The organism is Bradyrhizobium sp. USDA 4011 (assembly GCF_054063415.1).
Map to the genome: position 1 here is coordinate 4,989,096 of NZ_JBSSGG010000001.1, position 26,368 is coordinate 5,015,463.

The 26,368-nt window shown below is 64.6% G+C and carries 27 protein-coding genes; 18 read left to right on the top strand and 9 right to left on the bottom strand.

From position 1 onward, the window contains the following. Positions 1–45: 45 nt before the first annotated feature. Positions 46–1,059 carry an Hsp33 family molecular chaperone gene (locus ACVW1C_RS23365; RefSeq protein ID WP_456760417.1) on the top strand — a complete coding sequence of 338 codons (1,014 nt, stop codon included), beginning with the start codon at positions 46–48 and terminating at the stop codon, positions 1,057–1,059. 9 nt (positions 1,060–1,068) lie between these two features. On the opposite strand, the gene ACVW1C_RS23370 is transcribed toward ACVW1C_RS23365, so the two are convergent. Next, positions 1,069–1,302: a hypothetical protein gene (locus ACVW1C_RS23370; protein ID WP_456760418.1), complete on the bottom strand. Its 234-nt coding sequence runs from the start codon at positions 1,300–1,302 to the stop codon at positions 1,069–1,071. 975 nt (positions 1,303–2,277) lie between these two features. On the opposite strand from ACVW1C_RS23370, the gene ACVW1C_RS23375 reads away from it, so the two are divergent. Further along, positions 2,278–2,538: a DUF1488 family protein gene (locus ACVW1C_RS23375; protein WP_106324132.1), complete on the top strand. Its 261-nt coding sequence runs from the start codon at positions 2,278–2,280 to the stop codon at positions 2,536–2,538. 167 nt (positions 2,539–2,705) lie between these two features. Here the strand turns inward: ACVW1C_RS23375 and apaG are convergent, their stop codons facing one another. Continuing rightward, positions 2,706–3,104, bottom strand: coding sequence for a Co2+/Mg2+ efflux protein ApaG (gene apaG, locus ACVW1C_RS23380; protein ID WP_456760419.1), 399 nt, complete (start codon positions 3,102–3,104; stop codon positions 2,706–2,708). Between the two features lie 272 nt (positions 3,105–3,376). Between apaG and ACVW1C_RS23385 the strand changes: the two genes are divergently transcribed. The 5 genes from ACVW1C_RS23385 (at position 3,377) to ACVW1C_RS23405 (ending at position 10,882) form a co-directional block, all read left to right on the top strand. Continuing rightward, positions 3,377–4,648 (top strand): OpgC domain-containing protein, encoded by a 1,272-nt coding sequence (locus tag ACVW1C_RS23385; protein WP_456760420.1) that lies wholly within the window; start codon positions 3,377–3,379, stop codon positions 4,646–4,648. After that, positions 4,645–5,415: an SGNH/GDSL hydrolase family protein gene (locus ACVW1C_RS23390; RefSeq protein WP_456760421.1), complete on the top strand. Its 771-nt coding sequence runs from the start codon at positions 4,645–4,647 to the stop codon at positions 5,413–5,415. The genes ACVW1C_RS23385 and ACVW1C_RS23390 overlap by 4 nt, the downstream gene beginning before the upstream one ends. 14 nt (positions 5,416–5,429) lie before the next feature. Next, complete coding sequence (locus ACVW1C_RS23395) at positions 5,430–6,443, top strand: SGNH/GDSL hydrolase family protein (protein WP_456760422.1); 1,014 nt, start codon at positions 5,430–5,432, stop codon at positions 6,441–6,443. 258 nt (positions 6,444–6,701) lie between these two features. Beyond that, on the top strand, positions 6,702–8,204 hold the full coding sequence (glpK, locus tag ACVW1C_RS23400) for a glycerol kinase GlpK (protein WP_456760423.1): 1,503 nt from the start codon (positions 6,702–6,704) through the stop codon (positions 8,202–8,204). Between the two features lie 233 nt (positions 8,205–8,437). Further along, positions 8,438–10,882 (top strand): penicillin acylase family protein, encoded by a 2,445-nt coding sequence (locus ACVW1C_RS23405; RefSeq protein WP_456760424.1) that lies wholly within the window; start codon positions 8,438–8,440, stop codon positions 10,880–10,882. A gap of 205 nt (positions 10,883–11,087) precedes the next feature. Here the strand turns inward: ACVW1C_RS23405 and ACVW1C_RS23410 are convergent, their stop codons facing one another. Beyond that, positions 11,088–11,369 (bottom strand): hypothetical protein, encoded by a 282-nt coding sequence (locus tag ACVW1C_RS23410; protein WP_456760425.1) that lies wholly within the window; start codon positions 11,367–11,369, stop codon positions 11,088–11,090. Between the two features lie 150 nt (positions 11,370–11,519). Here ACVW1C_RS23410 and ACVW1C_RS23415 point away from each other — a divergent pair, with 150 nt between their 5' ends. The 6 genes from ACVW1C_RS23415 (at position 11,520) to ACVW1C_RS23440 (ending at position 17,573) form a co-directional block, all read left to right on the top strand. Further along, positions 11,520–12,113, top strand: a complete 594-nt coding sequence (locus ACVW1C_RS23415) for a GNAT family N-acetyltransferase (protein ID WP_456760426.1) — start codon at positions 11,520–11,522, stop codon at positions 12,111–12,113. 144 nt (positions 12,114–12,257) lie between these two features. After that, positions 12,258–12,884, top strand: a complete 627-nt coding sequence (locus ACVW1C_RS23420; RefSeq protein WP_456760427.1) for a glutathione S-transferase family protein — start codon at positions 12,258–12,260, stop codon at positions 12,882–12,884. A 382-nt stretch (positions 12,885–13,266) separates the two neighbouring features. Next, the gene (thrC, locus tag ACVW1C_RS23425) at positions 13,267–14,682 is read left to right on the top strand and encodes a threonine synthase (RefSeq protein WP_456760428.1); all 1,416 of its coding nucleotides are present in this window, start codon (positions 13,267–13,269) and stop codon (positions 14,680–14,682) included. After that, the gene (locus ACVW1C_RS23430) at positions 14,682–15,971 is read left to right on the top strand and encodes a M16 family metallopeptidase (RefSeq protein WP_456760429.1); all 1,290 of its coding nucleotides are present in this window, start codon (positions 14,682–14,684) and stop codon (positions 15,969–15,971) included. Before thrC ends, ACVW1C_RS23430 begins: the two co-directional genes overlap by 1 nt. A gap of 191 nt (positions 15,972–16,162) precedes the next feature. Continuing rightward, entirely contained in the window at positions 16,163–16,750 is a 588-nt protein-coding gene (locus ACVW1C_RS23435; RefSeq protein WP_456760430.1) for a GNAT family N-acetyltransferase, read from the top strand. A 175-nt stretch (positions 16,751–16,925) separates the two neighbouring features. Further along, positions 16,926–17,573 (top strand): hypothetical protein, encoded by a 648-nt coding sequence (locus ACVW1C_RS23440; RefSeq protein ID WP_456760431.1) that lies wholly within the window; start codon positions 16,926–16,928, stop codon positions 17,571–17,573. A 105-nt stretch (positions 17,574–17,678) separates the two neighbouring features. Here the strand turns inward: ACVW1C_RS23440 and ACVW1C_RS23445 are convergent, their stop codons facing one another. From ACVW1C_RS23445 to ACVW1C_RS23465, 5 genes are all read right to left on the bottom strand, one after another. After that, positions 17,679–18,164 carry a F0F1 ATP synthase subunit B family protein gene (locus ACVW1C_RS23445; protein ID WP_092123087.1) on the bottom strand — a complete coding sequence of 162 codons (486 nt, stop codon included), beginning with the start codon at positions 18,162–18,164 and terminating at the stop codon, positions 17,679–17,681. Between the two features lie 3 nt (positions 18,165–18,167). Then, positions 18,168–18,734 (bottom strand): F0F1 ATP synthase subunit B, encoded by a 567-nt coding sequence (locus ACVW1C_RS23450; protein WP_456760432.1) that lies wholly within the window; start codon positions 18,732–18,734, stop codon positions 18,168–18,170. Positions 18,735–18,846: 112 nt separating this feature from the next. Next, positions 18,847–19,077, bottom strand: coding sequence for a F0F1 ATP synthase subunit C (locus ACVW1C_RS23455; protein WP_016847054.1), 231 nt, complete (start codon positions 19,075–19,077; stop codon positions 18,847–18,849). Between the two features lie 55 nt (positions 19,078–19,132). Further along, a complete protein-coding gene (locus ACVW1C_RS23460) occupies positions 19,133–19,882 on the bottom strand; it encodes a F0F1 ATP synthase subunit A (RefSeq protein WP_456760433.1) in 750 nt (249 codons plus the stop codon). Between the two features lie 72 nt (positions 19,883–19,954). Then, positions 19,955–20,326: an AtpZ/AtpI family protein gene (locus ACVW1C_RS23465; protein ID WP_456760434.1), complete on the bottom strand. Its 372-nt coding sequence runs from the start codon at positions 20,324–20,326 to the stop codon at positions 19,955–19,957. A gap of 276 nt (positions 20,327–20,602) precedes the next feature. Between ACVW1C_RS23465 and ACVW1C_RS23470 the strand changes: the two genes are divergently transcribed. From ACVW1C_RS23470 to ACVW1C_RS23480, 3 genes are read left to right on the top strand one after another with little or no spacing between them, the layout of a single operon-like run. Then, on the top strand, positions 20,603–21,244 hold the full coding sequence (locus ACVW1C_RS23470) for a DsbA family protein (protein ID WP_456760435.1): 642 nt from the start codon (positions 20,603–20,605) through the stop codon (positions 21,242–21,244). Between the two features lie 13 nt (positions 21,245–21,257). Then, on the top strand, positions 21,258–21,767 hold the full coding sequence (locus ACVW1C_RS23475; protein WP_176533910.1) for a hypothetical protein: 510 nt from the start codon (positions 21,258–21,260) through the stop codon (positions 21,765–21,767). Between the two features lie 58 nt (positions 21,768–21,825). After that, positions 21,826–22,296 (top strand): secondary thiamine-phosphate synthase enzyme YjbQ, encoded by a 471-nt coding sequence (locus ACVW1C_RS23480; protein ID WP_456760436.1) that lies wholly within the window; start codon positions 21,826–21,828, stop codon positions 22,294–22,296. Positions 22,297–22,383: 87 nt separating this feature from the next. Here the strand turns inward: ACVW1C_RS23480 and ACVW1C_RS23485 are convergent, their stop codons facing one another. Further along, entirely contained in the window at positions 22,384–24,012 is a 1,629-nt protein-coding gene (locus tag ACVW1C_RS23485; RefSeq protein WP_456763153.1) for an MFS transporter, read from the bottom strand. 312 nt (positions 24,013–24,324) lie between these two features. Here ACVW1C_RS23485 and ACVW1C_RS23490 point away from each other — a divergent pair, with 312 nt between their 5' ends. Beyond that, complete coding sequence (locus ACVW1C_RS23490; RefSeq protein ID WP_456760437.1) at positions 24,325–24,999, top strand: response regulator; 675 nt, start codon at positions 24,325–24,327, stop codon at positions 24,997–24,999. A 183-nt stretch (positions 25,000–25,182) separates the two neighbouring features. Beyond that, positions 25,183–26,361 (top strand): beta-propeller fold lactonase family protein, encoded by a 1,179-nt coding sequence (locus ACVW1C_RS23495; protein WP_456760438.1) that lies wholly within the window; start codon positions 25,183–25,185, stop codon positions 26,359–26,361. Positions 26,362–26,368: the final 7 nt, after the last annotated feature.

Sequence of the window (26,368 nt, forward strand, 5' to 3'; positions counted from 1 at the left end):
GCTGAACCCCTTTATTTCATGGTCCGAGACCCCAGATAGAGCGCCATGGTTTCACAATCCCCCGACATCAAAATCCAGGCCGAGACGCCCATTCGCGCGCCCTCGGCGGTTCCTGTCGACGATGCGGTGCTCGCCTTCGAGGTCGGCGCGCTGGACTTGCGCGGCCGGCTGACCCGGCTCGGCCCCGCGCTCGACGAGATCCTGCACAAGCACGATTATCCGCCGGCGGTCGGCAAGCTGCTCGGCGAGGCCATCGTGCTCACCACGCTGCTCGGCTCCTCCGTCAAGTTCGAGGGCCGCTTCATCCTGCAGACCCGGACCGACGGTCCGGTCTCGCTCCTGATCGTCGATTTCCAGGCGCCCGACCGGCTCCGTGCCTATGCGCGCTACGATGTGGCGCGGCTCAAGCATGGGCAGAGCTCGGGCGAGCTGCTCGGCAAGGGCCACCTTGCAATGACCATCGATCAGGGCGCGAACACCAGTCGCTACCAGGGCCTGGTCGCGCTCGATGGCGACGGCCTGGAAGAGGCGGCCCACGAATATTTCCTGCGCTCGGAGCAGATTCCGACGCGGGTGCGGCTCGCGGTCGGCGAGGAGATGCGCGGCGGCGAAGGCGGCAAGCTGCATTGGCGCGCCGGCGGCATCCTGCTGCAATTCCTGCCCAAGGCCCCCGAACGCGCCAAGCAGGCCGATCTGCATCCCGGCGATGCGCCGGAGGGCACGGCCGCGCACAGCGTGCCGGATGACGACGCCTGGGTCGAGGGGCAGTCGCTGATCTCCACCGTCGAGGATATCGAGCTGATCGATCCCGATCTCTCCGGCGAGCGGCTGCTGTACCGCCTGTTCCACGAACGCGGCGTGCGCGTCTTCAATCCGCAAACGCTGCGTGCGCAGTGCTCCTGCTCGCGCAATGCGGTGTCGTCGATGCTGAAGAGCTTTACGCCGAACGATCGCGCCGAGATGGTCAAGGACGGCAAGGTGGTCGTGACTTGCGAGTTCTGCTCGTCGGTCTACGAATTCACGCCGCAGGAAGCCGGCGTGGAACAGGCGGCCGGGTAGCCAGGCCCGTCAGCTCAGCAAAGTACGGGTCTTGCCGGCGGCGTCATAGATTTCGATCCGAAGCATCGGATACGCCGCCTTCAGTTGTCGGCCGGAGGTTTCAGCAGCCTCGGCGGTGTCGAACTCCGACTTGAACTGTTTGTCGACAATGATCACGAAGCCTTCGGTGGGAGGCCGGTCGGCGCGCAGTGGTTTCTTCGGTTCTGGTTCTTCAATGGAGAGCAGGGATTTCTTCGTCGTCATGGGAATCCTCCTGAATCGATCTCAACTCAGCCGGCGAAACGCGGGCGGCAGGGTCTCGCGCACGAGACCGCTCAGATTCAAGAAATCATCGGGCACAAGCCAATCGGATGGCGCGCGTGAATATCTGCACCGCGACAACGTTCACCGCGGTCGCCTGTTCCTGAAGCACAGTTGGAAGCGATGTCGAAGCCGTCGCTTGGTGAGAGGCGACTGGAGGCCGGGCCCCAGTAGCATCGGAAGAATGGCGGCCTCAGTCGGCGCCGTACCGGGGCTTTCTCCTCAAGATCGGCAGTCAGCTCGGCGTTCGCAGGCCGGGAGATGTGAGCCAATCATTGATGTGCGAGGCCGTATCGACCAGCCGGGCCTTGCGAAGCATCGCGTCGCGCTGAAGGCCGGACAGGAATGGCTTCGCAGCATCTCCTGTCCTCACGGCCTCCAACGCCGGCAGATCATGAGGCGGCGGTTCGGGCTGGCTGTGTTGAGCAATCGGCATAAAGCTCTCCTGGTTACTGGCGGGAGCTTGCAGCACTCTCAGTCACCGGTATCGGCCAGAGGCGGAGCAGTGATCACCGCAGTAGATACCCCTTACGTCCGGTAGTCGACTCAATTCGCAGTCAGCGGTGCCAAGCTGCTTGCAGCGCGCGGGTCTGGGCGGAGGTCGGCTGGAGACATCACCGACCGTATCATCATAAGCTGGCCCTTCGGCGAATGTTTTCTGCGCAATCGAGCGAATCTGGACGTATCCGGTACGAAGAACGCGAGCGGTTGCCCCGATACGTGCCGAGTGGCCTTGTCATTCGATAGCGGAGTAGCCACCTGATCAGCAGCGCAACTGTATTGTTACAGCATCCCCCTTGCGGAAGCGCGCAGCCTTAGCTGCCAAATCTTGTAACCGATCGACGAGACGTCACGTCGCTGCAATGCGCGCGTCACGGATCACGACAAGCTGTGGCAACAACCTGATAGGCCTTAACCATGATTGAATTTCCAAATCATAGTCGTTCATACGATCGAACGCGGCGCGCCGTGCGGTTTTGGGGATATGACAGTGCTATTGAGGCATCGTTCTTCGTCACCGAAGGCGCATTGAAGCGACTTCAATCGGATGCCTACCTCGACGAGCCGGGCCTTCTGCACGCCTTCGATGCCAACCGCGATCGGATATGTGCCGCTGCGGCCAGGGTCTATGTCCGCGGAAGCAGGGGGTCTTACGATCTGGTCGCCGCGAATTTCTGAAACCGGCGGCTTCGATCGGATCACGCGAGACAACGCTGACGGGTTGAATGCACTCGTGCCGGGTTCGCCCGTCGGGCCGATCGGAAATCCCGAAATTACTTTCCATCTCTCGGAAGTTTCGTGCCCCGGATTCAACAGGTACGACCGCGGCGGCATCGACGGCATGGCTAGTTCAGTACCCGCTTCCCGTCCGGGCTTGGGCTATCCAGCGAGAACGTCGGCACGTCGATGTCGAAGCGTTCGCCGGCCTCGGTGACCATCTGGTAGCTGCCGGTCATGAAGCCGGAGGCGGTCGGCAGCGGCACGCCTGAGGTGTATTCGAAGCGTTCGCCGGGCGCGAGCACCGGCTGCTCGCCGACCACGCCCTCGCCGCGCACCTCCTGACGGCGGCCGGTGGCGTCGGTGATGATCCAGTGCCGCGTCCGCAACTGCACGGTTTCCGGGCCCGAATTGACGATCACGATCCTGTAGGACCAGAAATACTCGCGCCGGTCGATCGACGAGCGCTCCGGCATGAAGTTCGGCTCGACAGTGACTTCGATCTGGCGGGTAACGGCGCGGTACATACGGCTCAATCCGATGATCTCGGCGCAACATCCGCTTCCGGCCGGATCATGCGCAAACAGGCGCCCATCATAGCCAATTGGTCAGCCGGAACCAATCGCCGGGCAGGCCGTGAAAAGCCGGTCCTGGGACCTGCTGTTCATCGTGGTTTCAACATAGTTCCGCTCTAAAGCGCGGCCGCATGTCGCCGCACTCTGTGCTTTGTCGGCAAGTTGTGGGCCGATATTATCTTTTCAGCACGACCTGCGGGCGCCCGCAGCCGACACGGTGTTTGATGAGCTCGATTGCCGATCCCATAGCCGGTTCGCCGGTGGCCGACGCCAAAACCGGGGCAAAGGCTGATGCTGAGGTCAAGGCAAAAGCCGTGGCGGCGGCGCCCGCGATCACGCTGCCGGCGACCGGCGAGCGCGAGCTCCGCCTCGATTTGTTCCGCGGGCTCGCGCTGTGGCTGATCTTCATCGACCATCTGCCGACCAATCTTCTGACCTGGCTGACGATCCGCAACTACGGCTTCTCCGACGCCACCGAGATCTTCATCTTCATCTCCGGCTACACTGCCGCCTTCGTCTATGGCCGCGCGATGCTGGAGGGCGGCTTCGTGATCGCGACCGCGCGCATCCTGCGCCGGGTCTGGCAGATCTATGTCGCGCATGTCTTCCTGTTCACGATCTTTCTCGCCGAGATCTCCTATGTCGCGACCTCGTTCGAGAACCCGCTCTACAGCGAAGAAATGGGGATCATGGATTTCCTCAAGCAGCCCGACGTCACCATCGTGCAGGCGCTGCTGCTGCGCTTCCGCCCCGTGAACATGGACGTGCTGCCGCTTTACATCGTGCTGATGCTGTTCCTGCCGCTGATCCTGTGGCTGATGAAGTGGAAGCCCGATGTCACGCTCGGCCTGTCGGTCCTGCTCTACGCGCTGACCTGGCAGTTCGATCTCTACCTCTCGGCCTATCCGAACGGCTTCTGGGCGTTCAATCCGTTCGCCTGGCAATTGCTGTTCGTGTTCGGCGCCTGGTGCGCGCTCGGCGGCGCGCGGCGGATGTCGCGCATCCTGTCGTCGAACATCACGATGTGGATCTGCATCGTCTATCTGGTCGCCGCGTTCTTCGTGACCCTCACCTGGTACGTGCCGCAGCTCGGCCACATCATGCCGAAGGTGATCGAGCAATGGATGTATCCGATCAACAAGACCGACCTGGACGTGTTGCGGTTCGCGCATTTCCTGGCGCTCGCCGCGCTCACCGTGCGCTTCCTGCCGAGGGACTGGCCGGGCTTGAAGTCGCCCTGGCTGCGACCATTGATCCTGTGTGGCCAGCATTCGCTTGAGATATTCTGCCTCGGGGTCTTCCTCGCCTTTGCCGGTCACTTCGTGCTTGCCGAAGTGTCCGGCGGTGCCGCACTGCACGCCCTGATTAGCGTTTGCGGCATCCTCATCATGTGGGGCATGGCGTGGATTATTTCGTGGTACAAGCACTCCGCCGACAAAGGCGCCTCGAAAAAAGGCGCCGGCGGCAACGCCGATCTGGCGGGAGGGGGAGCATGAAGTCCGCATGGACGATGCTGGGCCTGACGCTGCTGGCCGCCTGTCTGGCGGCCGCGCCCGTCCGCGCCGGCGATACCGTCGAGCCGGCACCGGCGCCGCCGTGCGATGTGCCGGCCTATCTCCTGGCGAGCGAGAGTTCGCTGCCGAAGGTCACCGATGCGGTGAAGGCCAACAAGCCGCTCAGCGTGCTGGTGGTGGGCAGCCGCTCCTCGACCATCCCAGGCAACGAGGCGAGCGCCTATCCGGCCACGCTGCAGGCGGCGCTGAAGGAGGCGTTGCCGGCGGTCACGATCGATCTATCCGTAGAATTACAGGGAAAGACCACCGCCGAAGAGACCGCGGGAACCCTTGTTAAGCTTGTTGACGCGAAAAAGCCTACTTTGGTTATCTGGCAGACCGGGACGGTCGATGCTATGCGAGCCGTCGATCCTGACGATTTCCGCACCGCCATCGATGACGGCGTTGTTGCGTTGCGGGGCGCCGGGGCCGACGTGGTGCTGGTCAATCTGCAATACAGCCCGCGTACGGAAACGATGATCTCTGCGCCGCCATATCTCGACAATATGAAGGTGGTTGCGCAACAGCACGACGTTCCGCTGTTCGACCGGTTCGCGATTATGAAGCAGTGGAGCGACGCCGGATATTTTGACCTGTTCAGCACCTCGCATGGTGTCGACCTGGCCAAGAAGGTTCACGCCTGTCTGGGCCGCGCACTGGCGAAATTCGTGATCGATGCGGCCCATCTGGGCCCGGTGCAGCAGAATTAGAGGAAGCCGAGTTGATGCGTTTTGCCTTCCCTTTTCGCCTCAAAGCAGGGCGGAGCCTGCGCGCCACTGCGGCGCTCGTGTTGCTTGCGCCGCTCTCGGCCGTGCCGTTGTGCGCGCAGACCGGCCAGGCCGACCAGCATGCGGCGTTGTCATCGGGAGCAAAGGCTGAAGCAACCAGGGCGGATGCTGCGAAGCCCGCCGCGATCGAAGCCGACGCGGCCAATCCGCCGCCGCAACCGGGCGTCGCCGCCAAGGCGCTCGACAAGGTGAGGCAGGTCGCGAAATCCGCCAGCGACATTTTCCACCGCGTGCCCTGCCATCAGCCCACCGGCGTGCCGAACAGCACCGGCTCGCTGCCGCATGTCGCAGCCAAGCTCGCCGCCGGCAAGCCGGTCGTCATCGTCGCGTTCGGCTCGTCCTCGACCCAGGGCTACGGTTCGTCGTCGCCGGAATTCACCTATCCGAGCCGGCTCGCCGCGCAGCTGCGCCGGCAGTATCCGTCGGTCGACATCAGCGTGCTCAATCGCGGCAAGGGCGGCGAGGATGCACCCGAAATGATGAGGCGGCTGCAGACCGAAGTGATCGACGTGCATCCCGACATGGTGATCTGGCAGGTCGGCACCAACGCGGTGCTGCGCAACCTCGATCCGTCGGAGACCGCCAAGCAGGTCGAGGACGGCGTCGCGCGCATCCAGGCCAACGGCGCCGATGTCGTGCTGGTCGATCCGCAATATTCGCCGCGCGTCACCGAGCGCCCCGAGAGCGCGCGCGGCATGGTGAAGCTGCTCGGCCGCATCGCCGCGCTGCGCCATGTCGGCATCTTCCCGCGCTTCGAGGTGATGCGCGACTGGCACGAGAGGCAGGCGATCCCGATCGACGATTTCGTCATCGCCGACGGCCTGCACATGAACGACTGGGGCTATGCCTGCTTCGCCCAGTTGCTCGGCGACGACATCATCCGCTCGGTCGGCGCGATCAAGATCGGCGTCAACGTCCCCGGCGACGTGCGGACCTACCGGCCGATGTGATCGGCGCCGCTGCTTCTCTCCCAGCATCGAGTCTGTCACCGTCACCCTGAGGAGGCCGCGTAGCGGCCGTCTCGAAGGGTCGATGGCCCGACTGTGGCCGTGCATCCTTCGAGACGCGCTTCGCGCTCCTCAGGATGACGGGATTGATACCGTGGCGGGGCTTGCCTCGACCATCCCGCCACACGCACCAGCAATCTTGACCTCGCCGCGGTAATCCGCTCCCTTGGCGCCTGTTACGACGCCTTAAGGGAAACGCTCATGTCTTTCGTGCTGGCCATCGATCAGGGCACCACATCGTCGCGCGCCATGGTGTTTCGCGGCGACATCTCCATCGCCGCGGTCGCGCAGCAGGAGTTTCCGCAACATTTCCCGGCCTCCGGCTGGGTCGAGCACGAGCCGGAGGATATCTGGACCTCGACCGTGATGGTGTGCCGCGAAGCGCTGGAGAAGGCCGGGCTGAAGGCGAAGGACATCGCCGCGATCGGCATCACCAACCAGCGCGAGACTACCGTGGTATGGGATCGCGCCACCGGCCAGGCCGTGCACCGCGCCATCGTCTGGCAGGACCGCCGCACCGCCGACATCTGCGCGAAGCTCAAGGCCGAAGGTCATGAGCCGGCGATCTCGGCCAAGACCGGTCTCATTATCGACCCCTATTTCTCCGGCACGAAAGTCGCCTGGATCCTCGATCATGTGCCGGGCGCGCGCGAACGCGCCGAGCGCGGCGAGCTCCTGTTCGGCACGGTCGACTGCTATCTGTTGTGGCGGCTCACCGGCGGGCGGGTGCACGCCACCGACGCCACCAACGCCTCGCGCACGCTGCTGTTCAACATCCACACCGGGGCGTGGGACGACGACCTCATCAATCTCTTGCGCGTGCCGCGCTCGATGCTCCCTGAGGTGAAGGATTCCTCCGCCCGGTTCGGCGAGAGCACCGCGGATCTGTTCGGCGGCCCGATCGCGATCTCCGGCATCGCCGGCGACCAGCAGGCCGCGACCATCGGCCAGGCCTGCTTCGAGCCCGGCATGATGAAGTCGACCTACGGCACCGGCTGCTTCGCGCTGCTCAACACCGGCACCACGCCGGTGGCGTCGAAGAACAAGCTGCTGACCACGATCGCCTATCAGCTCAATGGCCAGCGCACCTACGCGCTCGAGGGCTCGATCTTCGTCGCCGGCAGCGCGGTGCAATGGCTGCGCGACGGGCTCGGCATCATCAAGCACGCCGCCGAGACCGGGCCCCTTGCCGATAAATCCGACAGCATGCAGAGCGTCTACCTGGTGCCGGCCTTCGTCGGCATGGGCGCGCCCTACTGGAATCCGCGGGTGCGCGGCGCGCTGTTCGGGCTGACCCGCAACACCGGCCCGGCCGAGCTCGCGCATGCGACCCTGGAAAGCGTCTGCTACCAGACCTTCGACCTGTGGGCCGCGATGCGCACCGACTGGCCGGAGGCCAACGCTGCCAACACCGTGCTGCGCGTCGACGGCGGCATGACCGCATCCGACTGGACCATGCAGCGGCTCGCCGATCTGCTCAACGCTCCGGTCGACCGTCCGATGATCCAGGAAACCACGGCGCTAGGGGCCGCCTATCTCGCCGGCCTCGAGGCCGGGGTCTATCCGGAGCCCGCGAAGTTCGCCGACAACTGGCGGCTCGAACACCGCTTCAGGCCGGCGATGAGCGAGGCGACGCGCGAGCGCAAGCTCGCCGGCTGGGCCCGCGCGGTGAAGGGCGTGCTGGCGAGCGACGAGGGGGAGTAAGCGAGTGAGGTTTGAATCGCTCAAGCGGCAGACTTGCTGCACCTCTCCCGCTTGCGGGGGAGGTCGGATCGCATCGAAAGATGCGATCCGGGTGGGGGCTCTCTCCGCATCATGACTAGTCCCATCGCGGCGACACCCCCACCCCAGCCCTCCCCCGCGAGCGGGAGAGGGGGCGCACTTCCTTCGCGGTGACCGGCAACGCATCAACCAATAACAACCATCGGAGAACAAACATGAACACGGATATCAACCGCGTCGCGAAACTACTCACCGCCGCGCTCTGCACCGCATGGCTTGCCGCGCCCGCCGTCGCGCGCGAGAAGCCGAGCCCGCTCGTCGCGGCGCGCGAAGTCAAGACCGACGTCGCCGGGTTGAAGGCGCCCGGCCAGATCCTGGTCGACGTCTGGGGCATCCCGCACATCTATGCCGGCAACGAGCATGACCTGTTCTTCCTGCAGGGCTTCAACGCCGCGCGCGACCGGCTCTGGCAGATCGACCTCTGGCGCAAGCGCGGGCTCGGCCTGCTGGCAAAGGATTTCGGTCCCGCCTATGCCGAGCAGGACAAGGCGCTGCGCCTGTTCCTCTATCGCGGCGACATGAACGCGGAATGGGCGGCCTATGGTCCGAAGGCGAAGACTTATGCGGAGGCCTTCGTCGCCGGCGTTAACGCCTACGTGGCCGACGTCAAGGCGGGCAAGCGGCCGCTGCCGATCGAGTTCAGGATCGCGGGCACGATGCCGGACCTGTGGTCGGCAGAGGATGTCGTGCGCATCCGCAGCCATGGTCTCACGCGCAACGTCGCCTCCGAGGTGAAGCGTTCGCTGGTCGCCTGCGCCGCCGGTCTCGATGCCGATCGCTTCCGCGTCAAGCTGGAGCCGGCCTGGACCACGAAGATTCCCGATGGGCTCGACCCCTGCAGCGTGCCGAAGGGCGTGCTCGCGGCCTATGACCTCGCCACGCGCCCGGTCAAGTTCGCCGCGCCGAAGGACCAGAAGGCCGCGCTGGCGCATGATCCCGACACGTACCTCGCCGAGGCCGACCAGCAGCGCGACACCATCGGCTCCAACAATTGGGTGATCGCCGCATCGCGCACCGCGACGGGGCGTCCGATCCTCGCCAACGATCCGCATCGCGAGCACTCGGTGCCGTCGCTGCGCTACATCGTCGGCCTCAACGCGCCCGGCATCTCCGTGATCGGCGCCGGCGAGCCGGCGCTGCCGGGCATCTCGATCGGCCACAACGACACCATCGCGTTCGGCCTCACCATCTTCAACGTCGACCAGGAAGACCTCTACGTCTACGAGCTCAACCCGGACAACCCGAACCAGTATCGCTACGGCACGGGCTGGGAGGACATGCGCATCTTGCATGAGAAGGAAGCCGTGAAGGGCGAGGCCGACCGCGACCTCGAGCTGAAGTTCACCCGCCACGGACCTGTGATCCTTGTCGACGCCGACAAGAAGCATGCCTTCGCCGTGCGCTCGATCTGGTTCGAGCCGGGCACCTCGGCCTATTTCGGCTCCTCCGACTATATGACCGCGAAGACGTGGGGCGGCTTCCTCGATGCGATGCGGCGCTGGGGCGCGCCATCGGAGAACCAGGTCTATGCCGACACGTCAGGCAATATCGGCTGGGTCGCCGCCGGCAAGACGCCGCGCCGGACCAGCTTCGATGGCCTGATGCCGGTGCCGGGCGACGGCCGCTACGAGTGGCAGGACTTTCTGTCGCTCGACGAATTGCCGAAGCAATACCAGCCGAAGCAGGGCTTCATCGCCACCGCCAACCAGATGAACCTGCCGGCGGACTATCCGGTGGGCGAGCGCAGGGTCGGCTTCGAATGGTCCGACAGCGCGCGCTGGCAGCGCATCGTCGAGGTGCTGCAGGCCAACAGCAAGGTGACGCTGGCGGACGCGATGGCGCTGCAGAACGACGACACCGGCATGCTGGCGCGGCGCCTCGTCGCCCTGCTGAAGCCGCTGTCATCCGACGATGCCAATGTGAAGAAGGGCCTCGATCTGTTGAAGGCGTGGGACGCGCGTGACGCGGCTGACAGCGCGGCGGCCGCGGTGTACGAGGTCTGGATCGCAAACCATCTCGGCCCGGTGCTGCTCAAGACCACGGCGCCGAAGGCGGCCGAGCTGATCGCGCCGGAAGCCTCCAGCATTTCCGCCATCGTCGGCTATCTCGAAAAGCCCGACTCCGCCCTCGGCAGCGATCCCGCCGGCGAACGTGACCGCGTGCTGCGCGACAGCCTCGGTGAGGCCGTCGCCGACGTCGCCGACAAGCTCGGGAGCGATGCATCGACCTGGCGCTGGGGCCGTCTGCATGTCGCCAGGTTCGATCACGCGCTGATGCCGCTCGCCGACAAGGCGACCGCGGCGCAAATGTCGGTCGGCCCGCTCGCCTATGGCGGCGCCGCCAACGTGCCGCGCGCCGCCACCTATCGCCGCTCGGACTATCATCTGATCTCCGGCGCCTCGTTCCGCATGGTGCTGGATGTCGGCAATTGGGATGCGAGCCGCACCATCAACACGCCGGGCCAATCCGGCGATCCGTTCAGCGGCCACTACCGCGACCTCGCACCGCTCTGGGCCACCGGCCAATATGTCCCGCTGCTCTACAGCCGCCCGGCGGTGGAAGCCGCAACCGCCGAGGCGATCACGCTGACGCCAAGGTGAGGGCGCAGCCGCCGAAGTGAGCAAGGCGGTGGCCCAAATCTCCGCTGTCGTCCCGGGCAAGCGAAGCGCGACCCGGGACCCATAACCACAGGGTCGCGTTGTCGCGCGATGCTGTGGCCACAGCTCCCTTCAGCAACTCAACCCTGTGGTTATGGGTCCCTGCTTTCGCAGGGACGACAGCGAATATGTGGTAGCCGCCGCGCGCTCACCCCGTCTGCTTCTCCTGCATCTCAAGCATCGCGCGCAGCGTGTCGTCGCCGAGCTTGCCGTTCGGCGACGGCGTGCGCCACTCGACGGTCTCGACCGGACGCGTGTGTTGCGGAAGCGCCGGAGTGCTGCGCGCCGCTGCACCATCCTCGATGTCGGCGGCCTCGTCAGCCGGACCGGCACCATGGGTATAACCAACGCCGCGCCGCCGCCGCACGGGCTTCGGCTTCGGTGGCGCTGGCGTAGTGATGATCGGCGGCAGCGTGTGGTGGCGCGACACGGTCGTTGCTCCGGTGGCCTCTCCACATCGAGCGCTTGATTCGGCAAAACACCCACTGACAAATCCGTAACATTGTTACGCAGCGTTGCATTGCATCTGCCGCGACATGCGGATATGTCGCGCCGATCGTATCGAAACAAAGGTCGCGCGATGCTGCTGCCCGACGGCTACTCCGACATTCCGCACGGCAAGATTGCCGCCGTCGTCACGCATCTGGAAATGACCGAGCGTCCGGAGCTGCGCGACGATCCGCCCGGCACGTGGCGCCTGCGCAAGGTCGAGCCGCCAGCGCTCGACTGGTATCGCGATATCTACCGCCGCGTCGGCGAGGAGTGGCTGTGGTTCACCCGCACGGGGCTCGATGACGCCGATCTCGCGGGTCGGATTCACGCGCCCGGGGTCGAACTCTACGGGCTCGTCGTCGATGGCCGGGACGAAGGCCTGCTCGAACTCGATTTCAGCGAGCCCGGTGAGTGCCAGCTGCTCTATTTCGGCGTCACCGCAAAATTCATCGGCACCGGCGCCGCGCGCTTCCTGATGAATCGCGCGCTCGAGATCGCCTGGTCGCGCGACGTTGCCCGCGTCTGGGTGCACACCTGCACCTTCGATCATCCCTCCGCGGTCGCGTTCTACCAGCGCTCCGGCTTCCGTGCGTTCAGGCGGCAGATCGAGGTGGCCGACGATCCAAGGCTCGACGGCAGATTGCCGCGCGATGCGGCGAGGCATGTGCCGGTGATCGGATAGCCAGACCGATCATGATCCGGTTGCAACGCGGCGAGAGCCATCTAGGATGGTCCAAAGCGCAACCTTTGTACCCGGCGTAGCCCACCCCTCGAAAGCCCTGCTTTCGAGGTACGGCTTGCCGCGGCATATCCGACGAGATGACAGATGTTCCTGATCGGCCAGTACGACTCGCCCTTTGTCCGCCGCACCGCGATCGCGTTGCGGCTCTATGGTCTGCCGTTCGAGCACAAGCCGTGGTCGACGTTTGGCGATGCGGAGAAGGTTGCGGCCTACAATCCGGTGCGGCGGGTGCCGACGCTGGTGCTCGATGATGGCGAGGCGCTGATTGAGAGCGGTGCGATCCTGGATTATCTCGACGAGCTGGTCGGGCCGGAGCGCGCGATGATTGCGCGTTCAGGGCCCGAACGGCGCAGGCATCTGCGCATCACGGCGCTGGCGACCGGGCTCGCCGACAAGGCGGTGAGCCTGGTCTATGAGCGCGTGCTGCGCAAGGAGCAGTTGAAGCTCTGGGTCGAGCGTTGCGAGGCGCAGATTTCGGGCGTGCTCGCGGTGCTGGAGCAGGAGCGTGCGGCGGTCGAGACGCCGTACTGGCTAGGCAATCGCATCGGTCACGCCGACATCGCGGTGGCCTGCACGCTGCGCTTCACCGGCGAGGCGCATCCGCATCTGTTCGATGCGCGCTATCCGGCGCTGAAGGCCCACGCTGCGCGCTGCGAAGCGTTGCCGCCGTTCCAGGAGATCGTGCAACCGCTGGCGCCGCCGAGCGGTTAGGGGTGAATACTGGATCACCCGCGTGCGCGGGTGATGACACCGGGCTTGCTCAGGATCGTGCAACACACTCAACGTCGTCCTGGCGAAAGCCAGCACCCATTACCCCAAATCTCAATTGTTGCGCGACGCTGGGGCCGCTATCCCGTTCATCATCGAACGCGGTGGTCCTGGCCTTCGCCAGGACGACGGTTGTGAATGCGGCGCTGGCGGTGGGTCGCGGGCAATGCCCCACACCACTCCGCGCGCCCCCGAGGCGCGTGCTTCGGGCTACCCATTGCCGGTCCGATCTTCTATGGTGACCACTTCGGGTCGCATGCGGCGAACTCGATAAATCCATGATATCAAAGGCTTAAGGCTCGGATCGAGGCCTTTGGAGGGCGGTTTGACGCGGTATATTTCGACCCGGGGAGAGGCCCCGGCGCTTGGCTTCTGCGATGTGATGCTGACCGGGCTTGCCCGTGACGGCGGGCTTTACGTGCCCGAGGCCTGGCCGCAATTGTCGCCCGAGACCATCGCCGCCTTCTTCGGCCGTCCCTATTGGGAGGTCGCGGTCGAGATCATCCGGCCGTTTGCCGCCGGCGAGATTTCCGACGCCGAGCTCGGCCGCATGGCGAACGAGGCCTATGCCACCTTCCGCCATCCCGCCGTGGTGCCGCTCGACCAGATCGGCCCGAACCAGTTCCTGCTTGAGCTGTTCCACGGGCCGACGCTGGCGTTCAAGGACGTCGCGATGCAGCTGATCTCGCGGCTGATGGATCACGTGCTGGCCAAGCGCGCGCAACGCACCACCATCGTGGTCGCGACCTCGGGCGATACCGGCGGCGCCGCGGTCGAAGCGTTTGCCAATCTCGACAATGTCGATCTCGTGGTGCTGTTTCCGAACGGGCGCATCTCCGAGGTGCAGCGCCGCATGATGACGACGACCGGCGCCGCCAATGTCCATGCGCTGGCGATCGAAGGCACGTTCGACGATTGCCAGGCGCTGGTGAAGGAGATGTTCAACAACCATCGCTTCCGCGACCGGGTGGCGCTGTCGGGCGTCAACTCGATCAACTGGGCGCGCATCGTGGCGCAGGTGGTCTATTATTTCACCTCGGCGGTCGCGCTCGGCGCGCCGCAGCGGACGGTGGATTTCACGGTGCCGACCGGCAATTTCGGCGACATCTTCGCCGGCTATGTGGCGAAGCGGATGGGGCTGCCGATCCGCTGGTTGCGGATTGCCGCCAACGTCAACGACATCCTGCCGCGCACGCTGAAGACCGGCAATTACGAGGTGCGCGAGGTGCACGCCACGGCGTCGCCGTCGATGGACATCCAGGTGTCCTCGAATTTCGAGCGGCTATTGTTCGAGGCCAGCGGCCGCGACGCCGATCAGGTTCGCCGGCTGATGGCTTCGCTGAAGCAGTCCGGCCGCTTCGTGCTGCCGGATGCGACGCTGGCCGCGGTGCGCCGCGATTTCGACGCCGGCCGCGCCGACGAGACCGAGACGGCGGCCGCGATCCGCGCCGCCTGGCGCGAGGCGGGCGATCTCGTCGATCCCCACACCGCGGTGGCGCTTGCGGTCGCCGACCGCGACACCTCGGACTCCAAGATCCCGAACATCGTGCTGTCGACCGCACATGCGGCCAAATTCCCCGACGCGGTCGAGGCCGCCTGCGGGGTGCGTCCGCAGCTGCCGGCCTGGCTCGGAAGCCTGATGACCAAGTCCGAACATATGACTGTGATGAAGAACGATTCCGCCGAGGTCGAGCGCTTCGTGCTGTCGGTCAGCCGTGCCGCCAAGCAGGGAGTTGCCTGATGAGCGTTGAAATCACCAAGCTGCCGAGCGGCCTGACCGTCGTCACCGACACCATGCCGCATCTGGAGACCGCGGCGCTCGGGGTCTGGGCCGGCGTCGGCGGGCGCGACGAGAAGCCGAACGAGCACGGCATCTCGCATCTCTTGGAACACATGGCGTTCAAGGGCACCGCGCGGCGCTCCTCGCGCGAGATCGTCGAGGAGATCGAGGCGGTCGGCGGCGACCTCAATGCCGGCACCTCGACCGAGACCACGGCCTATTATGCGCGGGTGATGAAGGCCGACGTGCCGCTGGCGCTCGACGTGCTCTCCGACATCCTCGCCAATCCGTCCTTCGTGCCGGACGAGCTGGAGCGCGAGAAGAGCGTCATCGTGCAGGAGATCGGCGCAGCGCAGGATACGCCCGACGACGTCGTGTTCGAGCATCTCAACGAGCTCTGCTATCCGGACCAGCCGATGGGCCGCTCCCTGCTCGGCACCGCCAAGACGCTGAAGGCCTTCAACCGCGACACGCTTCGCGGCTATCTGTCGACGCATTACCGTGCCCCGGACATGGTGGTCGCCGCCGCCGGCGCCGTCGATCACAAGCGCGTCGTCGAGGACGTCGCCGGGAAATTCGCGAGCTTCGACGCCACGCCGGCGCCGAAGCCGCAGCCTGCGATGTTCGGCAAGGGCGGCTCGCGGGTGGTGCATCGCGATCTCGAGCAGGCGCATCTGACGCTGGCGCTCGAAGGCGTGCCGCAGACCGACCTGTCGCTGTTTTCGCTGCAGGTCTTCACCAACACGCTCGGCGGCGGGATGTCGTCGCGGCTGTTCCAGGAGGTGCGCGAGAAGCGCGGGCTGTGCTACTCGATCTACACTTTCCACGCCCCCTATACCGACACCGGCTTCTTCGGCCTCTACACCGGGACCGATCCCGCCGACGCGCCGGAAATGATGGAAGTCATCGTCGACGTCATCAATGACGCGGTCGAGACCCTGACCGAGGCCGAGGTCGCCCGCGCCAAGGCGCAGATGAAGGCCGGCCTGTTGATGGCGCTGGAAAGCTGCTCATCCCGGGCCGAGCAGCTGGCACGCCATGTGCTAGCCTATGGCCGGCCGCAGACGGTGGAAGAGCTGGTGGCGCGGATCGACGCGGTCTCGGTCGAATCGAGCCGCAACGCCGCCCGCGCGCTGCTGTCGCGCAGCCGGCCCGCCGTCGTTGCACTCGGCAGCGGCAGGGGTCTGGACACGGCGGTGTCTTTTGCGGAAGGATTGACGAAGTCGAAGGCAAAGACGCTGCTGCACTAGGATTTACCTCTCCCCGCTTGCCGGGAGAGGTCGGATTGCTCTCGGCGATGCGAAAGCATCGTCCTATGCAATCCGGGTGAGGGGGTTCAGGTTCCCAGCGATCGGCTCGCTCGTGGACGGAGCCCCTCACCCCGACCCTCTCCCCGCAAGGGCGGGGCGAGGGGGACAAGCTTGGCGGGGAGTGTTGGGCCATGGCCCTGTTTCGTTTGCCGTCTAATGGACCCGCTGCACTGATGCCGCGGGGGCACGGGCTTTTGCTGCGTGCGCCGCAGATGTCGGATTTCCCGCAATGGGCGCAATTGCGCGAGTCCAGCCGCGCCTATCTCACGCCATGGGAGCCGATCTGGCCGTCCGACGACCTGACCCGCGCCGGCTTCCGCCGCCGGTTGCGCCGCTACAGCGAGGATATCGCCGCCGACCGCTCCTATCCGTTCATCATCTTCCGCGAATCGGACGGGGTGATGATCGGCGGTATCACGCTCGCCAATGTCCGCCGCGGCATCGTGCAGGCCGGCACGATCGGCTATTGGGTCGGCCTGCCGCACGCCCATCGCGGCTACATGACGACGGCGCTGCGGGTGCTGCTGCCCTCGCTGTTCGGCGAGCTCAACCTGCATCGCATCGAGGCGGCCTGCATTCCCTCCAATGCGTCGTCGATCCGCGTGCTGGAGAAGTGTGGCTTCACCCGCGAGGGCCTGGCGCGGCGCTATCTCTGCATCAACGGGATCTGGCAGGACCACCTGCTGTTCGGCCTGCTGCACGAGGATTTCCGCGGTTGAATCTGTTGAATCTTAAGCCTGTTGGCTGATGGCGGGCCCTATCCGAGCCATTTCAGGATGCTTTCAACATGCCTTTGCACCATGGCTTTTCAACATGCCTTGGGTTCGCCGCCATTGGCTTGCTATAACGCGCGCGAAACGGGGAACTCCGGTTTGGAGGCTTTAGGGATATCGCATGGGTGACAGGGTGATCAGGTTCGCGCTCGCGGCGGCGGTATCGATCGGTCTCGGTGCCACCCTGCTGCCGGAGGCCAGCTCGGCGCAGTCGCTGACCGACCGCTTCAAGAGCCTGTTCGGCGGCGGTTCGTCGGATTCGAAGCCGGCGACGCCGGCGGCGCCGCAGCCGCTCAACGACGCCGACGCCGAGCTGACCTGCCCCCCGGTGCAGATCCGCTCCGGGGCCTCGACCTATTCGGTGGCCGTGGACGGCAAGGAGGCGGTCGGCAACGACGTCAAGTTCCTGGCCTCGATCACCCGCACGGCGCGGCAATGCAATCTGAACAGCGGCCAGATCACGGCCAAGATCGGTATCCAGGGGCGGGTCATCGTCGGCCCCTCGGGCGCGCCGCCGACCATCCAGGTGCCGCTGCGCGTCGCCGTGGTGAAGGGCGGCGTCGGCGAGAAGACGATTGCGACCAAGGCCTACACCACCACGGTGCAGATGGACGACACCGGCAGCGTCCCGTTCAGCCTGGTCGCCGAGGATGTCGTCTATCCGGCGCCGTCGCCCGCGGACAATGACGATTACATCTTCTATATCGGCTTCGATCCGCAGGCGCTGAAGCCGGAGCCCAAGCCCCGCGCGCCGCACAAGAAGAAGTAGCGGCCGCCGCGACGGGGCTGGTGGAATAAGAAGCAGCAGGAGCAAAGAAAAAGGCCGGCGCGATCAGCTCGCGCCGGCCTTTTTCTTGAAGGCGTTGTGATCGCGTCAGTTCAGCTTGGAGCGGACTTCGGCGATGCCTTTGCCGACAAGGTCGTCGGCAACCGAGCCCTTGACCGACTGCGACAGGATGGTCGAGGCGGCGGTCACGGCGGCGTTGGCCGCGGCGGCGCGCACATCGGCCACGGCCTGCGCCTCGGCCTGGGCGATCTTGCCTTCTGCGGTTTTGGTCCGCCGGGCGACAAAATCTTCCATCTTCGCCTTGGCTTCAGCCGCGATCCGTTCGGCTTCGGCCTTGGCGTTGGAGATGATGTCGGCGGCCTCGCGCTCCGCGCTGGCGCGGCGCGCCTTGTACTCGCCGAGCAGCTTGTTGGCCTCGTCCTTCAGACGGCGGGCGTCATCCAGCTCGGCCTTGATGCGCTCGGCACGATGATCCAGCGCCGTCAGCAGGGTGCGATGGACACCGAGGTAGCCGAACACGACCAGCAGAATGACGAAGGCGATCGCAACCCAGGTTTCCGGTTCGTAAAACATCGTCTATCCCTTCAGCGACGCGTCGACGGCGCTGTTGACCGCATTCGCGTCCGGCGTGACGCCGGCGAGTTGCTGGACGATGGCGCCGGCCGCATCCGCCGCGATGCCGCGGACGTTGCTCATGGCGTTGGTCCGGGTCGTTGCGATCTGCTTCTCGGCGTCGGCGAGCTTTGCCGCCAGCTTCTCTTCCAGCGCCTTGCGCTCGACTTCCGAGGCCGCGTTCAGCTTCTCGCGGGTCTCGTTGCCGATCGCCTGCGCGTTGGAGCGCGCATTCGCCAGCTCGGTTTCATAGGCCTTCAGCGCCGCGTCGGACTCGTCCTTCAGCTTCTGCGCCTCGGCCAGATCGCCCTCGATCTTGTTCTGACGTGCATCGATCGTCCCGCCGACCCGCGGCAGGGCGATACGCGACACGATCAGGTAGAGCGCGACAAATGCAATCGCCAGCGACACCAGCTGCGAGGCGTAATTGGAGGAATCGAACGGCGGAAAGGTTCCGCCGTGATGTCCGCCATCGGCCTCGGTGTGGGCGCCGGCATTCTGGCTTTTTGCCTCGCCATGACTCTCAGCCACGGTGTTCTCCTGTTGCTGTCATGCGCGCCGCCCTTGAGATGACTTCTGGGCGGCGCGACGGGTTACCGCGAGAGCGGAACCGGTTGCCGCTAAAGCGGAACCGGGGTGCCGCTCAGAGCGGAACGAACAGCAGAAGCAGCGCGATCAGCAGCGAGAAGATGCCGAGCGCTTCGGTCACGGCGAAGCCGAAGATCAGGTTGCCGAACTGGCCCTGAGCGGCCGAGGGGTTACGCACCGCAGCGGCGAGGTAGTTGCCGAAGATGATGCCCACGCCGACGCCCGCACCGCCCATGCCGATGCACGCGATGCCCGCGCCGATAAGTTTTGCTGCTGCCGGTTCCATTTGTAGCTCCTTGAGAAAGATAGACAGATTGGTGGGTGGAGATTCCCCGGACCGCTTAGTGTCCCGGATGAATGGCGTCGTTGAGGTAGATGCAGGTCAGGATCGCGAACACGTAGGCCTGCAGGAACGCGACCAGCAGTTCGAGCGCGTACAGCGCAATCGTGAGCGCCAGCGGCAGCACGCCGCCGACCCAGCCGAGCGCGCCGAGCGAGAAGCCGAGCATCGCGACGAAGCCCGCGAACACCTTGAGCGCGATGTGTCCGGCCAGCATGTTGGCGAACAGACGAACGCTGTGCGAGACCGGCCGCAGGAAGAACGACAGGATCTCGATGAACATGACCAGCGGCAGGATGTACAGCGGAACGCCGGAGGGGACGAAGATCTTGAAGAATTTCAGGCCGTTCTTGTAGATGCCGTAGATCAGCACGGTGAAGAACACCAGGAGCGCAAGGGCCGCGGTGACGATCAGATGGCTCGCGATCGTGAAGGTGTAGGGGATGATGCCGACGAGGTTCGAGACGCAGATGAACATGAAGAGCGAGAAGATCAGCGGGAAGAACTTCATGCCTTCCGCACCGGCGTTGCCGCGAACCGTGCTGGCGACGAACTCGTAGGAGATTTCGGCGACCGACTGCAGCCGTCCCGGAATCAGTTCCCGGCCGCTCGCCAGCATCAGCAGCGCAATCAGCAGCACCGCGATGAACATGTAGAGCGACGAATTGGTGAAGGCGATCGTGTGATTGCCGATGTGGCCGAGCGTGAAGAGGGGCTCGATATTGAACTGGTGGATCGGGTCGATTTTCATCCGCGCGGCTCTTGGTCCACCGGCCATCGTGCCGGTAATCGAATTTCAAATGTCGTGACTTCCCGCCAGCGCTCAGCGCTTGCCCGAGGCCACGCCCGCGGACCTCACCACGTTGAACACGCCGGCGACGAAGCCGAGCAGCGTTAACACGATGAAGCCGAATGGCGACGTCGACAGCAAACGGTCGAATCCCCAGCCAATCGCCGCTCCGACGGCAACGCCCGCGATCAGCTCCGAGGAAAGACGAAAACCGAGCGCCATCGCCGAAGCTCTGGCGGCACTGTCCCCGCTTTCAGTACCGGATTGATCAGTCTTGCTCCTGCGGCTGTCGCGAAATTCTGACAACCGATGATCGAGACTTCCGAGCCTTGCGGAAAGCGCAGCTTCGTCAGGAGGCGATTGATCGCGACTTCCACCTGCGCCGTCGTTGGTGTTCTCAGCCATGCTGCGAACACTAACCGAAGCCGCGGATGATGGAAATTGCGCCCGTCCCCGTCAAAAGCCGCGCGGACCATACTTACCGCGTCTAATCAAGTCAAGATTGCGTCGTAACCAGTTATTGCTTTGATTTTGCTGGATTTATTTGGAGATATTCAAGGTCAGAGTGACGCAGTGTTCGCAGTGCAACAGCTTGTATGCTTAGAAGCGCTGTTGCCTGGCATGTCCGGCTCTGCTGGGATCGCCGAAAGTCTTTATCCTCTCCTGCAGTCAGGGTTCCGCATGTCACGCCAGATCGATTACTACTTCTCGCTGCAATCGCCCTGGGCCTATATCGGTCACAAGCCCTTCGTGCGGCTCGTAAGCACTTACGATCTCAAGGTAAATTACCGGCCCGTGCTGCTGGTCGATTTGTTCTCGGAGACCGGCGGGCTGCCGCTCGCCCAGCGCCATCCGGTGCGGCAGCGCTATCGGATGCTCGAGTTGCAGCGCTGGCGCGACAAGCGCGGGCTGAATTTTCACCTGCAGCCGGCCAATTGGCCGTTCAATGGGCGGCTTGCCGATGGCGTCGTGATCGCGCTGCTCGAGGCCGGCCTCGACCCCGAGCCGTTCCTGCAACGCGCGTATCCCGCGGTGTGGGAGCTTGAGCTCAATCTTGCCGATGCCGCGACGCTGGTGAAGCTCGCCGACGATGCAGGCTTGCCGGGTCGGCAGCTGGTGGAGCGCTCGGGCTCCGATGCGATCAGCGCGGCCTATGAGCAGAATCGCCAGAATGTATTGGACGCCGGCGTGTTCGGCTCGCCCGGCTATGTGCTCGATGGCGAGGTGTTCTGGGGGCAGGACCGGATCGAATTGCTCGAGGACGCGTTGAAGTCAGGCCGCAAGCCCTATAGCTCTGTGGTTGAGGGGCAGGAATCAGGTTGAGGCGGAGCAAGCCATGCCCATCGCGATGTCGTCCTCGAAATTGTCCATCGCAATCGTTGCCATCCTGATCTCAAGCGGCGCCGCGCTCGCGCAAACCGCACCCGATACCGAGAACGGCCGCTACGCGTTGTCGCCGGCCGGCGATGGCTTCCTGCGGCTCGACACCCGCACCGGCGCGGTGTCGACCTGCACCAATTCCAGCGCCGGCTGGGCCTGTTACATGGTGCCCGACGAGCGGGCGGCGCTGGATGCCGAGATCGGCCGCCTGCAGGCCGACAATGACAAGCTGAAAGGCGAACTCGCCGCGCGCGCACCGTCGGCCAAGACCGACGAGGCATTGCCGAAATCGGATTCGTTGAAGAAGGCTGAGCCGAAGGTCGCCGAGGGCGAGCGCAAGATCGAGATTCCGCTGCCGAGCGACCGCGACATGGATCGCATGATGTCGTTCGTCGAGCGGGCCTGGCGGCGGCTGATCGAGATGGCCAACCGCGTGCAGCGCGACGTCAATGGCGGCAAGATTTGAGGTTGCTTGCGCAATGTCGTCCCGGCGAACGCCGGGACGACGTGACGGGAAAGTACAGATGAACTCAACGAGAATGTCGCGCTCGGCGCCATCGTCTGTCGCAGCGACCAGCGTCGTCACGTCGCGCCTGACGGTCGAAACGTCCGGCGCCGGCTTCACCGACATCACGCGCGAGGTCGCAAAATTCCTGCGCGAGGTGCGCGCCGGCGAGGGTGCGGTGTCGCTGTTCATCCGTCACACCTCGGCCTCGCTGACGATCCAGGAGAATGCCGATCCGACGGTGCTGGTCGATCTGATGACGGCGCTCGATCGCGCGGCGCCCGAAGACGGCGGCTGGCGTCACGACACCGAAGGTCCCGATGACATGCCGGCGCACATCAAGACCATGCTGACGGCAACCTCGCTGCAGGTCCCGGTCCTCGACAGCGAGATGGCGCTCGGTACCTGGCAGGGCATCTATCTGATCGAGCATCGAGCCCACCCGCACCGGCGCGAGATCGTGCTGCAATTCATCGGCGCCACGCGCTGATGCGTTCGACAGGCTGTTCGAAACGACATCGGCCGCGGATCGCTCCGCGGCCGATGTATCGGGATCTCGACTGATCAGGCCTTGCGATCAGGTCTTGGTGATGTCGACGTCCTTGGTTTCCGGCAGGAACAGGAAGCCGATCACGAGGCTCATCAGGGCGACGCCGACCGGGTACCAGAGGCCCGAATAGATGTTGCCGGTGGCCGCCGCGATCGCGAACGCGGTTGCCGGCAAGAAGCCTCCGAACCAGCCGTTGCCGATGTGGTAGGGCAGCGACATGCTGCTGTAGCGGATGCGGCTCGGGAACAACTCGACCAGCCATGCCGCGATCGGGGCGTAGACGAGGGTCACGTAGATCACGAGGATCCAGAGCAGCACCGTCGTCATCACGGTGTTGATCTCGTTCGGATCGGCCGACGCCGGATAACCGTGCTTCGAGATTGCCGCTGGCAGTGCCTTGGCGAAATCCGGGCTGTCGGCTGCGAGCACCTGATCGCCGATCTTGACCGTGGCCTTGGTGCCGGCGGGCGCGGCTTCATTGGTGTAGTTCACCGACAGGTTCACGAGCGCGGACTTGGCCACGTCGCAGCTCGTGGTGAACTTTTCCGTGCCAGTTGCCTTGAACTGGAACGAGCACTCCTTCGGGTCGGCGATCACCGTCACTGGGGAGGACGCCAACGCGGCTTCGAGCTTCGGATTGGCGAAGTGAGTAATGCCCTTGAAGATCGGGAAGTAGGTTAGCGCCGCGAGCAGAAAGCCGGCCAGAATGATCGGCTTGCGGCCAATCCTGTCGGACAGCCAGCCGAACAGGACGAAGCCGGGCGTTCCCAGCGCCAGGGCCACCACGATCATGATCTGTGCCGTGACGGCCGGGACCTTGATGGTCTGAGTCAGGAAGAACAGCGCGTAAAATTGTCCGCCGTACCAGACGACCGCTTCGCCAGCCGTGGCGCCGAACAGCGCGAAGATCGCGACCTTGGCGTTGGACCACTCGGCAAACGATTCGGTGAGGGGCCGCTTCGACGTCTTGCCCTCTTCCTTCATCCGCTGGAAGATCGGCGACTCGTTCAGGCTCAGCCGAATCCAGATCGAGACGATTAGCAGGATGCCCGAGAGCAGGAACGGTATGCGCCAGCCCCAGTCACCGAATGCTGCCTCGCCCATCCAGGTTCGGATGCCCAGAATGAGCAGCAAGGCCATGAACAGGCCGAGCGTTGCCGTGGTCTGGATCCAGGACGTGTAGTAGCCGCGCTTGTTCTGCGGCGCATGCTCCGCAACGTAAGTGGCGGCGCCGCCATACTCACCGCCAAGCGCCAGACCCTGGATCAGGCGCAATGCGATCAACACGATGGGCGCGGCAATGCCCCAGCTTGCATAGCCGGGGAGCAAGCCGATGAAGAAGGTGCCGATGCCCATCAGGGTCATAGTGACGAGGAACGTGTATTTGCGACCGATCATGTCGCCGAGACGGCCGAAAATCAGCGCGCCGAACGGGCGCACAGCGAAGCCCGCGGCGAACGCCAGCAACGCGAAAATGAAGCCGACATTCGGTGGCACGTTCGAGAAGAAGTACTTCGCCAGAAAGGCGCCAAGTGTTCCGTAGATATAGAAGTCGTACCATTCGAACACGGTACCCAGCGAGGAGGCAAAGATAACCTTTCTCTCCTCGGCGGTCATTCCACCCGAACGGACGTTTCCGCCCGTAGCTGCTGCCATCGTCATGCGCTTGCTCCCCAGTGCCTATGCGACCTTTCCCACACGCCCGGCCGTGCCGGATCGAATATGGGGGACTCGCCCGAACGTAACATCGCAGTGAAACCCGCCCCAATAAGACTTTTAGCTTTTTCAAGTCCGACCAATCTTCTAGAGAACGAGTGGGATCGGCCCGCCAGCGTAGGTCTGTTGCGGCGCACAAGTCCGACGGGTTAACTGCGTTGGCATCTGGTATTATCAAGGGCTTGCGTGATACTGCCGCGCGGGCGACAACCGAACGGCGCGGGCTTGCCAAAGCCCGCTTGTGGGACTGAGATGACTACTGCTTCCAAGACTCACCTTGTCATCGCCGACGACCATCCGCTGTTCCGCGATGCGTTGCGCCAGGCGGTGTCGAGCGTCGTGAGTTCGGCCACGATCAGCGAGGCCGGATCGTTCGAGGAGCTGACCGCGCTGTTGGAACGGGAGTCCGAGGTCGACCTGGTCCTGCTCGATTTGAGCATGCCGGGGATCAGCGGCTTTTCCGGCCTGATCTATCTGCGGGCGCAGTATCCGGCGATTCCAGTGGTCATCGTCTCCGCCAGCGACGATGCCGGAACCATCCGCCGCTCGCTCGATTTCGGGGCCTCCGGTTTCATCCCCAAGCGCTTCGGCGTCGAGACGCTGCGTGACGCCATCATGAAGGTGATGGAGGGCGACGTCTGGGTTCCGCCGGACACCGATCTGTCGGCGGCCGGCGATCCCGACATGACGCGGCTGCGCGACCGTCTGGTGACGCTGACCCCGCAGCAGGTGCGGGTGCTGATGATGCTGTCGGAGGGGCTGCTCAACAAGCAGATCGCCTACGAGCTCGGCGTCTCCGAGGCGACCATCAAGGCCCATGTCTCGGCCATCCTGCAGAAGCTCGGCGTCGAAAGCCGCACCCAGGCCGTGATCGCCGCCGCCAAGATCGCGGGCGGCCAGTGGCGCCAGGGCACGCCGTCGACGTAGTCCCCGCAACTCCATTGCCGGTTCGCGTCGCGGCATTGCGATCCGACGGGTGGAGCGGCTGCGTCCGATAGCAAGCGTCCGCCAATCCATCCAACTCCCCACTCAAAGTGCGCTTCGGTCGAAAACCGGGTATCCTGCCCGGTACCGGCCCGTGAGAGGCCGTGTGCTTTTGGGGAGAACGCCATGATGTCTGCAACTCGTGCCGCCGGATTGTCTCTGGCTGCGGCAATCCTTCTCGGTGCCGGCTTTTTCAACTGCGCTCAGGCCAAGCCCCTGATGATCGTCGGCATGGACGAGAAGCTGTTGTGGGACGACGACGGCAAGCCGGTGCTGTCAGCGCCCGGCAAGGATCAAGTGCTGATCGTCGATCTCGCCGATCCCGAGAATCCGAAGATTGCTGCTGCACTCCCATTGAAGAACTCGGTGGTCGGCCCTCCGGTCAACGTCGCTATCGATCCGACCGGGACAGTGGCGCTGGTCGCCGATTCGGTCGACGTCGTGAAAGAGGCCGACGCCCTCAAGCAGGTGCCGGACAACAAAATCTATATCATCGATCTCAAGGCGACCCCGCCGAAGCTGGCAGCGACCCTTACCGGGGGAAAGCAGCCGTCAGGGGTGAGTTTCAGTCCCGACGGCAAAATGGCGTTGGTCGCCAATCGCGGGGACAATTCGATCAGCGTCCTTTCGGTCAACGGCACTGACGTCAAGATCGCCGACACCGTATCGATGCCCGACAGTGTCGCGCATGTCGCGTTCGTGCCAGACGGCAAGCGCGCGCTGGTCGCGCGTTTTCCCGCGCACAAGATATCGGTGCTTGATATCGCCGGCGACAAGGTCACTTACGCCAAGATAGATTTGCCGACCGGCCAATGGCCCTACAACGTGGCCGTGACTCCGAACGGCCAGATCGCGTTGACTTCGGACAATGGCAATGCAGGCGCGTCGGACGGCAGCGTCGACACGACCAGCATCATCGATCTCGAAGCGAAGCCGCCGCGCATCATTGACCGCGTGGTGGTCGGCGACGGGCCGGAGGGGCTTGCCGTCAGTCCGAAGGGGGATCTCGCGGTCTCGGTGATCCTGCGCGGCTCGAACATGAAGAATGCGTTCTTCCATGAGAAGAACGGCAGCGTCTCGGTGCTGAAGATCGACGGCAAGAAGGTGACCAAGACGGGAGATATCGAGGTCGGCGGATTGCCTGAGGCTGCGGTCTTCACGCCCGACGGAAAATACGTCCTGGTGGGGAACTACCTCAGCCAGGACTTCTCGATCCTCAAGGTCGACGGAACCAACGTCACCGACACAGGCAAGCGCTTTCAGGTGCCGGGGCATCCGGCGTCGGCCAGAATGGGACCGAACTAAACCGACG